The sequence below is a fragment of the Pseudaestuariivita sp. genome (assembly GCF_052825805.1).
Genome location: NZ_JBRBVB010000011.1, coordinates 55,387 through 70,382, shown reverse-complemented (window position 1 = coordinate 70,382; position 14,996 = coordinate 55,387). Strand labels below are relative to the sequence as shown.

General features: G+C 64.2%; 13 protein-coding genes. 7 read left to right on the top strand and 6 right to left on the bottom strand.

The genetic code is table 11. The features are described from left to right. Nucleotides 1–243: 243 nt before the first annotated feature. The 4 genes from ACU0B3_RS14200 to ACU0B3_RS14185 form a co-directional block, all read right to left on the bottom strand. Nucleotides 244–867, bottom strand: a complete 624-nt coding sequence (locus ACU0B3_RS14200) for a hypothetical protein (protein WP_446261522.1) — start codon at nucleotides 865–867, stop codon at nucleotides 244–246. A 484-nt stretch (nucleotides 868–1,351) separates the two neighbouring features. After that, nucleotides 1,352–2,434, bottom strand: a complete 1,083-nt coding sequence (locus tag ACU0B3_RS14195) for an alcohol dehydrogenase family protein (RefSeq protein ID WP_446261521.1) — start codon at nucleotides 2,432–2,434, stop codon at nucleotides 1,352–1,354. A gap of 172 nt (nucleotides 2,435–2,606) precedes the next feature. Continuing rightward, nucleotides 2,607–3,794 carry a cytochrome P450 gene (locus tag ACU0B3_RS14190; RefSeq protein WP_446261520.1) on the bottom strand — a complete coding sequence of 396 codons (1,188 nt, stop codon included), beginning with the start codon at nucleotides 3,792–3,794 and terminating at the stop codon, nucleotides 2,607–2,609. Nucleotides 3,795–3,952: 158 nt separating this feature from the next. Then, nucleotides 3,953–5,308 carry an aminotransferase class III-fold pyridoxal phosphate-dependent enzyme gene (locus ACU0B3_RS14185; protein ID WP_446261519.1) on the bottom strand — a complete coding sequence of 452 codons (1,356 nt, stop codon included), beginning with the start codon at nucleotides 5,306–5,308 and terminating at the stop codon, nucleotides 3,953–3,955. A 99-nt stretch (nucleotides 5,309–5,407) separates the two neighbouring features. On the opposite strand from ACU0B3_RS14185, the gene ACU0B3_RS14180 reads away from it, so the two are divergent. The 7 genes from ACU0B3_RS14180 to hpaH all read left to right on the top strand — a co-directional run bounded on the left by ACU0B3_RS14180 (nucleotide 5,408) and on the right by hpaH (nucleotide 12,953). Next, the gene (locus ACU0B3_RS14180) at nucleotides 5,408–6,643 is read left to right on the top strand and encodes a Tm-1-like ATP-binding domain-containing protein (RefSeq protein WP_446261518.1); all 1,236 of its coding nucleotides are present in this window, start codon (nucleotides 5,408–5,410) and stop codon (nucleotides 6,641–6,643) included. A 55-nt stretch (nucleotides 6,644–6,698) separates the two neighbouring features. Further along, complete coding sequence (locus ACU0B3_RS14175; RefSeq protein ID WP_446261517.1) at nucleotides 6,699–7,088, top strand: 5-carboxymethyl-2-hydroxymuconate Delta-isomerase; 390 nt, start codon at nucleotides 6,699–6,701, stop codon at nucleotides 7,086–7,088. After that, nucleotides 7,085–8,593 carry a 5-carboxymethyl-2-hydroxymuconate semialdehyde dehydrogenase gene (gene hpaE / locus ACU0B3_RS14170; protein ID WP_446261516.1) on the top strand — a complete coding sequence of 503 codons (1,509 nt, stop codon included), beginning with the start codon at nucleotides 7,085–7,087 and terminating at the stop codon, nucleotides 8,591–8,593. Before ACU0B3_RS14175 ends, hpaE begins: the two co-directional genes overlap by 4 nt. 337 nt (nucleotides 8,594–8,930) lie before the next feature. Then, nucleotides 8,931–9,914 carry a 3,4-dihydroxyphenylacetate 2,3-dioxygenase gene (hpaD, locus tag ACU0B3_RS14165; RefSeq protein WP_446261515.1) on the top strand — a complete coding sequence of 328 codons (984 nt, stop codon included), beginning with the start codon at nucleotides 8,931–8,933 and terminating at the stop codon, nucleotides 9,912–9,914. Beyond that, nucleotides 9,911–11,308 (top strand): pyridoxal phosphate-dependent decarboxylase family protein, encoded by a 1,398-nt coding sequence (locus tag ACU0B3_RS14160; RefSeq protein WP_446261514.1) that lies wholly within the window; start codon nucleotides 9,911–9,913, stop codon nucleotides 11,306–11,308. The genes hpaD and ACU0B3_RS14160 overlap by 4 nt, the downstream gene beginning before the upstream one ends. Further along, nucleotides 11,305–12,156 (top strand): fumarylacetoacetate hydrolase family protein, encoded by an 852-nt coding sequence (locus ACU0B3_RS14155; RefSeq protein WP_446261513.1) that lies wholly within the window; start codon nucleotides 11,305–11,307, stop codon nucleotides 12,154–12,156. Before ACU0B3_RS14160 ends, ACU0B3_RS14155 begins: the two co-directional genes overlap by 4 nt. After that, the gene (hpaH, locus tag ACU0B3_RS14150) at nucleotides 12,153–12,953 is read left to right on the top strand and encodes a 2-oxo-hept-4-ene-1,7-dioate hydratase (protein WP_446261512.1); all 801 of its coding nucleotides are present in this window, start codon (nucleotides 12,153–12,155) and stop codon (nucleotides 12,951–12,953) included. The genes ACU0B3_RS14155 and hpaH overlap by 4 nt, the downstream gene beginning before the upstream one ends. Before the next feature lie 126 nt (nucleotides 12,954–13,079). Here the strand turns inward: hpaH and ACU0B3_RS14145 are convergent, their stop codons facing one another. Next, a complete protein-coding gene (locus ACU0B3_RS14145) occupies nucleotides 13,080–14,396 on the bottom strand; it encodes a TRAP transporter large permease (protein ID WP_446261511.1) in 1,317 nt (438 codons plus the stop codon). Next, nucleotides 14,389–14,952: a TRAP transporter small permease gene (locus ACU0B3_RS14140; protein WP_446261510.1), complete on the bottom strand. Its 564-nt coding sequence runs from the start codon at nucleotides 14,950–14,952 to the stop codon at nucleotides 14,389–14,391. The genes ACU0B3_RS14145 and ACU0B3_RS14140 overlap by 8 nt, the downstream gene beginning before the upstream one ends. Nucleotides 14,953–14,996 lie beyond the last annotated feature (44 nt).

Here is a 14,996-nt window from a genome sequence, read left to right as displayed (position 1 = left end):
TGACCGAATATCCACGCTCCGTGACCTGCGCCACCGCGTCGATCTTGAACTCATCTGAGTAACGAATTTGCCCTGACATTTGCGTCGTCCTTTGCTTCCAAAATTACCAAGCAAAGCGTCTACAAATCTAGGGGCACCTCACTTTTGGCCTGCATGCGCCCCCCTATGCGCACGTCGAACTTCCAGATCGTCGCCTTTTTCGGTTTTCAGATCCTGAACAGTGCCGCGTCGTGCCGGTTTTCGTCAGCTATGGCTCGTTGCGTGGGAAATGGCGCTCGCGAGCTCCGACAAACCGACAGCCACCGTCAGTGAGATCAGGAATGAGATGGCAAACGGCCCGCCGACTTTGGGAAGACGCCGGACGATCGGCGCCAGCCGCTCAGACCGTCTGGTTGCGGACGCGTACAAGGGAATGGCACTGATGAAAGTCGCAAAGAAATACACCCCGGATATGTTGTCGAAGAGGGCTGACCGGGCCAGAGTTGGACCCATAACCTGAATGGCGGTGGCGCGATTGCCGCCGAACGATCCGTACCAGTCGGCTGAAGCCACATAGATCAAGCCATGAAGACCAACGAAAAGACCGAGTCTGAGGACAACATCGACGACGATGTAGGTTGCTGGATCGCGTCCCTGCTCGTGTCGTTCGCAAGAGAGTGCGAGTAGGAAGAAACCGACATAATTGACGGCACAGATTACCGGCAGGCCATTTGTCACAACCTGCCTCAGAAAACGCTCCAGCGACGGCCCTCCGTCACCCAAGGCGGACGTAAATCCAGGTGAAAGCGCAACATAAAGCAGCAGAACTGGCAACAACCCCGCCAAACTGAAGAGTAGAACGTTCCGGAGGAAATGCGTTCCCGGCATCTTGGTTGAGAAGTAACGTTCCAGACTTCAAGCCTCGGGTCCCTTTCCTTTCTAGTTTAGGCGGGAACGAAGCAGGATGGCCATGGAGCGACGGAGCGCTTTATCACCTTGGCCAGTGCGCCGTGGCCTTTAGACATCCGGCTCGTATGCATGCGCATCGAACGACCGCAAGTCGGTGTGAAATGGAACGCCAGTACTTTACGTTCGATTGACCCCAAGCCCGCATTTCATCGGCTTGAGACCCGTTGAACGAACAACCGCAAACAGGCGTCGACCCAAGCACAGGCCGCGCCGCAGAAGCGCGCCTGCTTGACATGGCAAATGAGCTCTCACCAAGCCCAATTCGCCGCTATTTCTGCGCAAAAGCTGATCGAGAAACAGAACGTTACTCGACATCAGATCGATGCCGATACTGGTTTCCCATATCGAGCCCTGGTCACCACTTTACGCCTCGATGGTTTGCTGCGCTGGCAGTCTTGCGGCGCTACGGCACCACCACGATGTTGCCGGTGTGCTTTTTGCTGATGAAGGCGGTCTGCGCGTCGCGCAGCTCTGCGAGCGGGTAGGTGGCGGCGAGGGCGGGTTTGATTTCACCGCGCTCGATGTAGCCGATGAGGTTCGGCATGATTTCGGGGCTGATGACCGTCGAGCCGGTGAAGGTGAGGTCGCGCAGGTAGAACGTGCGCAGGTCGAGCTCAACCATCGGGCCGGCGATGGCGCCTGAACAGGTGTAGCGTCCGCCGCGTACGATGATGTCGATGAATGCCCCGAACGACGGCCCGCCGACGATGTCGGCCACCACGGTGATCTTGTCATCTCCGAGCGCTCGGCGGAGGTCTTGAGGCGCGCGGGGCAGAACCACGTCGGCGCCGAGGGCTGTCACGTCGGGATGCTTGGCTTTCGAGGCCAGCGCGATGACCCGTGCGCCGCGACGTTTGGCAAGTTGCACCAGCGCGCCGCCAACGCCCCCTGACGCGCCCGGCACCAGCACGGTGTCGTCGGAGGTAACCTCTGCCCGGCTCAGCATCCCTTCGGCGGTGGAGTAGGAGCAGGAGAACGTCGCAAGCTCGGCGTCTGAGAGATCCGACGTGACGGTAAGCGCGTTGCGGGCGGGGATCGTGGCGTATTCGGCAAACCCGCCGTCTCGCTCCGAGCCGTAATAGCCGGTCTTGTTGAGATCCTCGGGCGTGCCCGGGTCGCGCAGCCAGTTGTCCGTGATGACCCGTTCGCCGATCCGTGCCGCGTCCACGCCCGCGCCCACGGCGACGATCCTGCCACACACATCCGCGCCTTGGATGCGCGGGAAGGAGATTGGCGCCGCGCCCCACGTCGGGTCCTCGTCATGCACCGTCTCGTAGGCGCCGCCGGTCGTCGCCTCGGTCACCGCCTTGGAGTACCAGCCGGTGCGCGTGTTCACGTCCGTGTTGTTGAGCCCGCAGGCGCCGACCTCAATGAGCACCTCGCCCGCAGCCGGCTCCGGGCGTGGCCAGTCGGTGTGAAAGACCATCTGGTCGAGGTCGCCGTGACCCATCGTGACCATGGCCTGCATCGTCGGGGGAAGGGTCATGGTGCGATCTCCAAGCCTGTTGCTGTGCAGAGTTTGCGGCCACAGGGCGTTGACAGCAAGCAAGTGTCGGGCAGGCGAATTCGAAAAATCGCGACGTCACCGGGCAGGGAGGCTCGGCGCAGATTTCTCCAAGTTTGAGTGCCGCTGGACAAGGTCGGCGCCAAGGCTTGCCTCAGGCCGGGTCCCAGACCACCGGCAGGCGGGTCGGGCCTCGAAACACCCAGCCGCGCTCTTCGATTTCTGCGTCGGGATCGAGGCGCAGGTTGCGGAGCCGGTCGAACAGCATCGGAACGGCAATCGCGCCGACCATCTGACGGGCGACCCACGTGCCTGCGCAAAAATGCGGGCCTGCGCCAAAGCCGAGGTGTCCCTGCCGGGGGCGGTGGATGTCGAAGACCTCCGGCGCCTCGAAGCGGGACGGGTCGCGGTTGGCGGCGCCGACGCAGAGCCCGATTTGCTCGCCGGCTTCGAGCTCGGTATCGCCCAGCACGGTGTCCTCGGTCACGAGGCGCGGATACATCCCGATGGGGGAGACCCAGCGCACGGCCTCCTCGAAGGCGGTCATCCAGAGCTTGGGATTGGCGCGCACCTCCGCCAGTTGGTCCGGGTTCTGCAGGAGCGCCATCGTCAGCGTCAGGATCGCATCGCGCGGCTCGTTGAGACCGCCGCCGATGGTCACGTTGATGTTGGCGCGCAGCTGATCGAGCGAGTGCGGATGCTCGGCGTGCAGGATGCTGGAGACGAGCGAGAGGTTCTGCTCGGTGCCGTGTGCCTCTTTGACCCGGTCGATCTCGACTGCGATCGCCTTGTTGGCGGCCTGTCCCAGCGCGGTGATCTCCGGGTCGCGGCTGTAATTGCCCACCCCGTCCATCAGCGACTGCGACCAGTGGCAGAGGTCCTGCCAGGGCACGTCGTCCTTGAACCCCAGCACCTCGAGCAGGCCAAGCGAGGCCATGGGCGCAGCAAACGCGTTGAAGAGGTCTGCCCTCCCATCCGCCTCGAACTCGGAAATCAGCCGGTCCGCGAGCGCCTCGAACGCTGGGTTCCACTGCTCCTTGACCGTGCGGGCGGCAAAGGCCGGCTCCATCGCCTTGCGCTCGATCTGGTGGGGTTCGTCGTCCTTGCGCATCAGGCAGACGCCCATCACCTCGTTCATCAGCGAGGCGGGGTTGGTGGAGGAGAAGGTGGCATGGTTGCGCTCGACGAACATGATGTCGTCGAACCGGGTGACCAGCTTGATCCGCGCGGCCTCGACCCAGACGGCAGACCCCATGGGCCGGATGCGGTCGAACGTGGGGTAGGGGTCGGCCAGAAGCGTGTCGAACGCCACATCGTCGATGCGGGGGGCGGGCTGAGCCATGGTCTCTCCTCCGTGAGTCTTTGCCATCTGAGGGCGTGGTGGGGCTAGGATAGACCGACCCTCGGCACAGCAGAAGGACTAAGACGCGCTCGAAAGGTGGGTAGCTGTGCGTAACGTATGCGCAGATGCTTTCGCCCGGTAAACGGTGGTCTCCCGCGCTAAACCGCCTCCGCCGCCGTCAGACCTGCGTCCAGCGCCGCGAGGATAGCGCTTGCGTCCGCCTCCGACAGGATCAGCGCAGGCGAGAGGATCAGGTTCGGTCCCGACACGCGCACCATCGCGCCTGACTGGTAGGCGACCTCCTGCACGATGCCCGCGCGTTTCGCGTCCAAAGGCGTCTTGGTGGCGCGGTCCGAAACCATCTCGATCGCCGTCATCAGCCCATGCCCGCCGCGCACGTCCCCGACGAGCGGGTGCTTTCGCTGCAGCGCCAGACACCCTTCGTAAAGCTGCGTCCCGCGCGCCGCCGCATTTTCGATGACGTTGAGCCGCTGCGTCTCAGCAAGACAGGCGAGCGCCGCCGCCGCGCCGACCGGGTGACCCGAATACGTGTACCCGTGTCCGATCTTCGCCGCCGGGTTGTCCTCGAACGCCTCCACCATCCGCTCCCCCAGCATCACCGCGCCAAAGGGGAAGTAGCCGTTGGTGATCGCCTTGGCCGTCGCCATCATGTCCGGCTGAACGCCCCAGAGCCGCGCACCCGACCACGCGCCCGTGCGCCCGTAGGCGGTGATGACCTCGTCGGTGATGAGCAGGATGCCATGCCGGTTGCAGATCTCCTGCACCGCCGGCGCAAAGGAGGCGTGCGGCGGGATCACCCCGCCCGCGCCCAGGATCGGCTCCATGATCATCGCGGCAATCGTGTTCGCCCCCTGAAAGGCGATCTCGTCCTCGAGCGCCTGCAGGCACAGCTGGGCCAGCCGCTCTGGGTCACTCTCGCCAAACGGATTGCGGTAGGTGTAGGGCGCCGGGATGTGAAAGCACCCGGGCAGGAGCGGCTCGTATGCGCTGCGGAAATTCGCGTTCCCGTTCACCGAAGCGCCACCGATATGTGTGCCGTGATAGCCCTTCTTGAGGCTCAGGAACTTGGTCCGTCCCGCCTCTCCGCGCAGCTTGTGGTACTGGCGGGCCAGGCGCAGCGTCGTCTCCACCGAGTCCGACCCGCCCGAGGTAAAGAACGCCCGCCGCATCCCGTCGGGCGCAAAGAATTGCTGCAGCTCGTAGCTCAGCTCGATCACCGCGTCGTTCGAGGTCCCCCGGAACGTCGAGTAATACGGCAGCACATCGAGCTGCGCCGCGATGGCGTCTTTGACCGGCTGGCAGGAATAGCCGAGGTTCACGTTCCACAGCCCGCCGACCGCGTCGATCACCTCGTGCCCGTCGATGTCGGTGATCCGCACGCCCTGCGCGGCGGTGATGATCTTGGGCGGGGTGTGCTGGCTGTCCTGCGGCGAGGTCATCGGGTGCCACATCAGGCGCCCGTTGTGTTCCTTGAGGAAGTTAGAATCCTTCATCCCATGACTATGCCTGCGCTGCGCGCACGAGACAATCACACCCCTTGCACCGCGTCCGCGTTTGCGACGAACCTTTGCGGACCAGCAGGAGCGCCCAGCATGACCGCAAAGACCATCCTCGTGATCGGCACCTTTGACACCAAGGATGACGAGCTGTCGTTCCTCGCGGACGTCATCCAAGCGAATGGCGGAAAGGTCCTGACCATGGACGTGTCGGTGCTCGGAGAGCCTTCCCGGCCTTGCGATCACTCAAAACATACCGTGGCGGAGGCAGGCGGCAGCTCCATCGAAAAGGCCACCCAAGGCGGCGACGAGAACACCGCGATGCAGATCATGGCGTCGGGTGCAGCCACGCTCGCGGCACGGCTCTACGCCCAAGGTGCCTTCGACGGGATGATCGCGCTGGGCGGCTCGATGGGGACAGACCTGGCGCTCGACGTGGCGCAAGCGCTGCCGCTCGGCGTGCCGAAGTACATCGTGTCGACCATCGCCTTCTCCCCGCTGATCCCGACCGCGAGGGTGGCGCCAGATGTGCAGATGATCCTTTGGGCGGGCGGGCTCTACGGCCTCAACGCGGTCTGCAAGGCATCGCTCAGCCAGGCGGCGGGCGCGGTGCTGGGCGCGGCCAAGGCCGTGCAAAGGCCGAACCGAGACAAACCGCTCATCGGCATGACCTCCCTCGGCACATCCGCCCTGAAATACGTCGTCTCGCTCAAACCCGCGCTCGAGGCGCGCGGCTTCGAGGTTGCCGTCTTCCACGCCACTGGCATGGGCGGCCGCGCCTTCGAGAGCCTCGCCGCCGATGGCGCCTTTGCCTGCGTCTTCGACTTCTGCACGCAAGAGCTTGGCAACCACATTCACGGCTCGAATATCTCAGCTGGCCCTGATCGCCTCAAATCTGCCGGCGCGCAAGGCGTGCCGCAAATCGTGGCGCCAGGATGCTACGACCTCGTCGACATCATCGGCTGGGAGGACATCCCGGCAAAGTGGTCCGGCCACCTCAGCCACGCGCACAACCGGCTCCTCACCTCCATCGTCCTGAACGCCGAGGAACGCCGCGCCGTCGCCCGCGCCCATGCCAATCAACTCGCAACCGCCAAAGGCCCCGTCGCGATGCTCATGCCGCTGCACGGGCTGTGCGAGTGGGACCGTGCAGGCGCTGACCTCCACGATGCCGCAGGGCTCGCCGCGTTCTATGAGGCCCTGCAAGCGGACCTGCCGCCAAACGTCACCCAGCATCCGCTCGACTGCCACATCAACGACGCCGCCTTCGCTGAAAAGGCGCTCGAGATTTTCGATGGCTGGTGCGCGGATGGAGTCGTGACGGCGCCTTGACGGCGACGCCCGCCGCTCCGTACGCTCCTTCCAGATCAAACGGTCAGGACCCCGCGTGCCGCATTTCCACATCGAGTATTCGGCCAACCTCGAGGAGGTGTTCGACATGGGCGCGCTCTGCGAGGCGATCCGCGCCGAAGCGGCCAGGATCGACACTTTTCCCATGCCGGGCATCCGCGTGCGCGCCACCCGCGTGGATCACTATGCGATTGCCGACGGCGACCCCAAGCACGGCTTCATCGACCTCTCGATCCGTCTCCGCGCGGGCCGTCCGCACGCGGTCAAGGAGGTCGCCGTCGAGCAAATCTTCGACGCGCTCAAGGCATTTGTAGCCCCGGTGATGAAGTCCCGTTCCATCGCCCTCTCCGCAGAAATGCGCGACATCGACCCGGACCTTGCGCCCAAGCACGGCACGATCCGCGACCACTTGAAGGCTTCCGCATGAGCAAGCTCGACGACAACCTCGCGGCTCTGGACGGCCACCTCGCCCGCTTCCGCGAGACCGGCATCCTGCACCGCATCGCGGGCGCGGATCACGCGAACGCCGCAACCTTCGACACCCTCTCCCCCGTCGACGAAAGCGTGATCTGCCAGGTCGCCCGCGGCACAGCCGCCGACGTGGACAAGGCCGCCACAGCCGCCCACGATGCCTTCCCCGGCTGGCGCGACATGCCCGCCACCGAGCGCCGCGCAATCCTCATCCGCATAGCCGAAGGGATCGAGGGCCGCGCCGAAGAGATCGCCCTTTGCGAGTGCTGGGACACGGGCCAGGCCTACAAGTTCATGTCCAAAGCCGCCCTGCGCGGCGCCGAAAACTTCCGCTACTTCGCCGATCAGGTGATCCAGGCGCGCGACGGCCAACACCTCAAATCGCCCACGCTGATGAACATCACCGCCCGCGTGCCCATCGGCCCGGTCGGGGTGATCACGCCGTGGAACACGCCTTTCATGCTGTCGACGTGGAAGATCGCGCCCGCCCTCGCCGCCGGCTGCACGGTGGTTCACAAGCCCGCCGAGGCGTCGCCCCTGACCGCCCGCCTGCTCGTGGAAATCGCCGAGGAGGCCGGCCTGCCGCCGGGCGTGCTCAACACGGTGAACGGCTTTGGCGAGGAGGCGGGCAAGGCCCTCTGCGAGCACCCAAAGCTCAAGGCGATCGCCTTTGTCGGGGAGTCGCGCACCGGCTCGCAGATCGTCAAACAGGGCGCCGACACGCTCAAGCGCAACCACCTCGAGCTCGGCGGAAAGAACCCGGTGATCGTCTTCGACGACGCCGATCTCGACCGCGCCCTGGATGCGGTCATCTTCATGATCTACTCGATCAACGGCGAGCGCTGTACGTCCTCCTCGCGCCTGCTGGTGCAGGACACGATCCGCGCCGAGTTCGAGGCAAAGCTCGTGGAAAGGGTGAACCGGATCAAGGTCGGGCACCCCCTCGATCCCGCCACCGAAGTCGGCCCGCTTATCTCCGCCGAGCATTTTGCCAAGGTCACGTCCTACTTCGACATTGCCCGAGAGGACGGCGCGACCATCGCCGCAGGCGGCGCCCGGCACGGCGAGGCTGGCTACTTCGTCCAGCCCACACTCTTTACGGGGGCCACCAACGATATGCGTATCGCGCAGGAGGAGATCTTTGGCCCCGTCCTTACTTCCATCCCCTTCGGCACCGAAAAGGAGGCGCTTACCCTCGCCAACGACACCGCCTACGGGCTCACCGGCTATGTCTGGACCAACGATCTGACCCGCGCGCTGCGCTTCACCGACCGGCTCGAGGCGGGCATGATCTGGGTCAACTCCGAAAACGTCCGCCACCTGCCGACACCTTTCGGTGGGGTCAAAGCCAGTGGCATCGGCCGCGACGGCGGCGACTGGTCGTTCGAGTTCTACATGGAGCAAAAGCACATCGGCTTCGCCACCGGCCAGCACAGGATCACAAAATTGGGGGCGGCATGAGACCCCAAAGCGCTATCGGCGAGCCGCAGTACGTCGATCTCACAGAATTTCTTAGCGCCTTAATAGTTGCCAAGTCCGGGCTTCAAAAGAGCGAGGCGCTCGGGTCAGACGTATCGACGTGCCGTCACGCCAAAGGCGTGCCATTTATGCTTGGCGCACCTTTGGTGCGACGGGGCGGCCCGTCGATGGCGCGGCGGCTGCCCCTTGATTCCGCGCCGGTGCGAAACCTCACAGGTGGGTGCGACATGAGACCTCCGAACAACCCCGTCCCGGGCCTGACCCGGGACCTCGCCACACCCCAAGAGGCCCCGGATCAAGTCCGGGGCGCGTGTTTCTGATGCCCGTCCCAGCCTCCAACCTCTACCCGCCGTTCAACACCATCAGGCTCAGCCACGCCTGCCTCAATGTCGCCGACCTCGCCGCGTCAAAGGCGTTCTACGTCAATACTCTCGGCCTTCAGATCACGGATGAGACTGCGACCCACGTGTACCTGCGCGCGATGGAGGAGCGGGGGCATCACTCCCTGATCCTGCAGACATCGGACCAGCCCGGTACGGTCGAGGTGATGGGCTTCAAGACCTTCGACGAAGAGGACCTCGACAAGGCCAAGACCTACTTCGAAGCGCACGGGCGCCGCACCGAATGGATCGAACGCCACTATCAAGGCCGTACGCTCCTGACGTCCGACAACTTTGGCATGCCGCTCGAGTTCTATCACAAGATGGACCGCCTCCCGCCGATCCATCAGACCTACGCGCTTTACAAAGGCGTCAAGCCGCTGCGGATCGACCACTTCAATTGCTTTTCGCCGGACGTGGATGCGTCGGTCGCGTTTTACTCGGATTTCGGGTTTCGCGTGACGGAGTACACCGAGGACGAGAAGAGCAAACGGCTCTGGGCGGCGTGGATGCACCGCAAGGGAGGGGTGCATGACATGGCGTTTACCAACGGCACCGGGCCGCGCCTGCACCATGTGGCCTTCTGGGTGCCGACGCCGCTCAACATCATCGACCTGCTCGATCTGATGGCGACGACTGGCTACGTGAAAAACATCGAGCGTGGGCCAGGGCGGCACGGGATCTCGAACGCGTTCTTTCTCTATATCCTCGATCCAGACGGCCACAGGATCGAGATTTATTGCTCGGATTATCAGACGGTTGACCCGGACCTCGAGCCGATCAAGTGGGACCTGACGGACCCGCAGCGCCAAACGCTCTGGGGTGCCGCCGCGCCACGCAGCTGGTTCGAGAATGGCTCACCCTTTGTCGGGGTCGACACGCAAGAGTCGGGTCTCGGCGCCAGCCCGATTATCGCGCCATGAACTGGGACGACTTTGCCCGCTGGGGACGCCGCTTTGCCGATTGGGGCGCGGATTTTCACAAGACGATCGGCGACCGCCCCGTCCGTGCGCAGACCAAACCGGGAGAAATCGCGGCGCAGATCGCGCCCTCTCCGCCTGAGACGGGCGAGGAGATGGAGGCGATCTTTGCCGATTTCGAGCGGATCGTGATGCCGGGGATGACCCATTGGCAGCATCCGCGCTTCTTCGCGTACTTTCCCGCCAATGCCACGGCGCCTTCGATGTTGGCCGAGCAGCTCGTGAACACGATCGCGGCGCAGTGCATGCTCTGGCAGACCTCGCCTGCCGCGACCGAGCTTGAAGGCGTGATGGTCGACTGGCTGCGTCAAGCGCTTGGTTTGCCGGAGGGTATGACCGGAGTGATCCAAGACAGCGCGTCTTCGGCCACCCTGTCGGCGGTCCTGACGATGCGTGAACGCGCGACGGGCTACACCGGCAACCGCGAAGGGCTGAACGGCAAGGGTCATTTGCGCATCTATTGCTCGCAGGAGGTGCATTCCTCCATCGACCGGGCCTGCTGGGTGGCTGGGATCGGGCAGGACAACCTCGTGAAGCTGCCAACCCACGGTCCAAGGCATGCGATGGACCCAAGAGCCTTGGCCAAAGCGATCGCTGAGGACCGCGCCGCGGGGCATGTGCCAGCCGGTGTGATCCTTGTGACTGGGGGTACAGGGATCGGGGCCAGCGATGACTTGGAACCAGTTCTAAAAGTCGCGGCTGACGAAGACCTGTATACTCATCTCGACGCGGCTTGGGCGGGGACAGCGATGATCTGCCCGGAATATCACGATAATTTCTGGAGCGGAGTCCAGAATTGCGACAGCATAGTCTTTAACCCGCACAAATGGCTCGGGGCGCAGTTTGATTGCTCGGTGCAGTTCCTGCGTGACGCGACTCCGCAGCTGAACACGCTCAAGATCGAGCCGGAGTACCTCAAGACAACCGGTGATGCGGTCACCAATTACTCGGAATGGACAATTCCGCTAGGCCGGCGTTTCCGAGCGCTCAAGCTGTGGTTTCTGTTGCGGTCGTATGGGCTGGAAGAGCTGCGCCGGCGCATTCGCAACCATGTCACCTGGGCCGAGGAGCTGTGTGAAAAGTTGCACCAGACGCCCGGGTTTGAGATCGCAAGCGATCCGATCCTGAGCCTCTTTTCCTTTCGCGGACCGGGGGATGACGCGGCGCAGCAGAGGCTCGTGGACGCGATCAACGACGATGGGCGGATTTACCTGACGCAGGGGAGTTTCCAGGGCCGTAAGGTGATCCGCTTTCAAGTCGGCCAGTTCGAGACGACGCGCGAGGACGTGATGATGGCTTATGACGTGATCCGCGAGATTTCGGAGCGATTGCGATGAAGTTTGCGACCTTTTCAGCGGATGGCGCGCAGCACTACGGCGCGGTGACGGAGAATGGCTTTATCGCGCTCGACGGCACCTTTCCGCAGTGGCCAACGCTCTTTGACGCGGTTTGTGCGGGTGGATTGGACGCGTTGGCGGAGGCCGCCACCGGACGCGAGGTCACCCACACCGAAGCGAGCTATGACATGGTGCTGCCGAATGCCCGGCGGATCTTGTGCGTCGGCGTGAACTTTCCTGACCGCAATGCGGAGTACAAGGATGGGAGCGATCAGCCGAAGTACATGTCTCTTTTCCCACGGTTCGCGAGCGGCTTCACGGGGCATGACCAACCTCTGATCCGTCCGCCTGAGAGCCACATGCTCGACTATGAAGGCGAGGTCGCGGTGGTGATCGGCAAGCCCGGGCGGAGGATCGCAGAGGCGGATGCCTATGACCACATCGCGGCGCTGACGATCTGCAACGAGGGCACGATCCGCGACTGGGTGCGGCACGCCAAATTCAACGTCACGCAGGGGAAGAACTGGGATCGTTCGGGGGCAATGGGGCCTTGGCTGGTGCCGTTTACGGACCATGGCCTGCTCGATGAGGCGCGGATCGTGACGCGGGTCAACGGCGAGGTGCGGCAGGACGATGTGCTGGCGCGGATGATGCACCCGGTGCGGAAGGAGATCGCGTACATCTCGACTTTTATGACGCTGCAGCCGGGGGACATCATTGTGACCGGGACGCCAACGGGCTCGGGTGCGCGGCTCGATCCGCCTCAGTTCCTGAAGCCCGGTGACGTGGTGGAGGTGGAGGTGAGCACGCTCGGCACCCTGCGCAACACGGTGGAGGACGAGGCATGACGCCGGACGATCACGCGGCGGCGGCGGCGGCGCTGTTCGAGGCGGAGCTTTCGGGCGCGCAGATCGGGCTCTTGTCGCTCAAGCATCCCGAAATGACGATGGACGATGCCTACGCGGTGCAGACGGCGCTGGTGCGGGCGAAGGTCTCGGCGGGTCGCAGTATCGTCGGGTGGAAGATCGGGCTCACCTCGCGCGCGATGCAGGATGCGCTGGGGATCGATATCCCGGACAGTGGTGTGCTTTTCGACGACATGATCTTCGAGACGGGCGGCGTAGTGCCGAAGGGGCGCTTTATCCAGCCGCGGGTCGAGACGGAGATCGCCTTTGTGATGAAGGATGTCCTCGGCGGGGAGGGTGTCACGCGGGCGGATGTGCTGGCGGCGACGGAGTATGTCGCGCCGTCGCTGGAGATCCTCGACACGCGGATTTTGCGCACGGATCCCGAGACGGGGCAGGCGCGCAAGGTGTTCGACACGATCAGCGACAATGCGGCGAATGCGGGCGTGGTGCTGGGGGATCAGCGGCACGCGGTGGATGCGTTTGATTTGCGCTGGGTCGGGGCGGTCACGACGCGCGATCGCGTGGTCGAGGAGACGGGCCTTGGGGCGGGTGTGCTGAACGATCCGGTGGAGAGCGTTGTCTGGCTGGCGCGGAGGATGGCGCAATACGGCCAGCAGATCGCGCCAGGTCAGATTGTGCTGTCGGGGAGCTTTATTCGGCCGGTGGAGTGTCCGCCAGGGAGTGAGATCGTGGCGGACTTTGGGGCGTTTGGGCGGGTCGATATCTCGTTTGATTAGACCATCCGCCTGACGGGAACCGTCAGGCCGCTCCGCCCCGCCCCCATGGGGCGGCGCGATGCGCCACACCTCGGGTCGGCGCGTGAACCTCTGTTTCTCAGTATTCTTGTGGATGAGCGCTTGCCCTCACCCCATCGAATTCGGCAAGAACAGCACCAGCGCGGGGAAGGCGACGAGCAGGATCAGGCGCAGGATGTCGACCACCCAGAACGGGGTCACGCCGCGAAAGATCGTGCCTGTGGAGACGTTGCCGACCACGCCCTTGAGCACGAACACGTTGAGCCCGACGGGCGGGGTGATAAGCGAGATTTCCACCACGACCACCACCACGATGCCGAACCACACCGGGTCGAACCCAAGGCTCGTGACCAGCGGGAAGAAGATCGGCACCGTCAAAAGCAGCATCGACAGCGACTCGAAGACGCAGCCGAGCAGGATGTAGATCAAGAGGATCATCACCATCACGGTCATGGGCGAGAGACCGGCGGCGGTCACGGCGGCACGGAGCGCTTCGGGCAGGCCGGCGAGGTTGACGAAGTTCGAGAAGATCCACGCCCCGATCAGCACCGCAAAGAGGCCCGCCGTCGTCTGCGCCGTCTCGACCAGCACTTGCATCGTGCCCTGCAATGTCAGCGTGCCGCGCGCCAGCGCGATCAGGAAGGCGCCTGCCGCGCCCATGCCCGCGGCTTCGGTGGGTGAGAATGTCAGGTAGATCGGCCAGATGTTGAGGGCTCCGTAGAGCCCGCCGATCACGAGGAAGAAGAGCAGCAGCACCGCCCAGACGGATTTGAGCGCGAGAAGACGGCCCTTGAGGTCGGTCTTTTCCCCCGCCGGGCCGGCATCGGGGTTGCGGGCCACGGTGTAGCGCACGGCGGCGAGGTAGAAGAAAACGCCCAAGAGGCCGGGGATGATGCCCGCGATGAAGAGCTGCCCGATCGAGGTTTCAGTCAAAAGCCCGTAGATCACGAGGATTACCGAGGGCGGGATCAGGATGCCGAGCGTGCCGCCCGCCGCGATGGAGGCGGTCGAGAGGCTGTCGGAATAGTTGTACTTGCGCATCTGCGGCAGGGCGACCTTGGACATGGTCGCGGCAGTTGCCAAGGACGAGCCGCAAATCGCGGCAAAGCCGCTGCACGCCACGATGGTCGCCATTGCGAGCCCGCCGCGCAGATGGCCGAGAAAGGCGTTCGAGACCTGGTAGAGCTCGCGGCTGAGGCCGCCCTTGTTCACGAAGAGCCCCATCAGGATAAAGAGCGGGACCACCGACAGGCCGTAGTCCTGAGCCGTGTCGATCAGGAGGCGCCCGACCATCGAGATGGCGGCGCGAAAGTTCCGCAGCTCCATGAAGCCGACAAAGCCGACGATCCCCATGGCAATCGCGATCGGCATCCTGAGGAACACCAGAACCAGCACTGCGCCGAGGCCGATCAGCGATTCAGTCATCGTGTGATCCCTTCGGGGTCAGCCGGTGGGGCGCAAAGATACGCACCAGCCCGCGCGCGAGAAAGACGAGCGCGGTGATGGCGGTAAAGGCGGCGATGAACCAGCCGGGGATGTATTGCGGAAAGCCCAGATACTCGGTCTCGTCCCCGAAAGAGCGCGCGCGCTCGGCGAGGTCAAAGACGCGCTTGGCGGGCCAGAGGAGCGCAGCACCGCACACAAGGTCGATCAGCGCATCGCGCCAGCGTGCGAGCGCCCGGGTAAAGAGCGGATCGAGCAGGTCGACGGCGATATGTGTGCCCTTCCAGCTGACCATCGGCAGCGAGGCAAAGACGATGATCGCCATGAAGAGCCGCGTCAGTTCGGTCGCGGATTCGATGGGATTGTCGAGCGCCGAGCGCAGCACGACGTCGAGAAACGTCATCGCCATCAGCGCAAAGAGGAAGAGCCCCGCGATCCAGCCCGGCAGCACCCCGATCAGGTGCCAAACGCTGGGCTGGCGCAGCGAAACTTCCTCCGCCCGGATCGCGGTTTCGGTCTGGCCTTCAAGGTCACTCACGGGGGGGGATCCTCAAGCAAACGGGGCCCTGCGAGAGGGCCCCG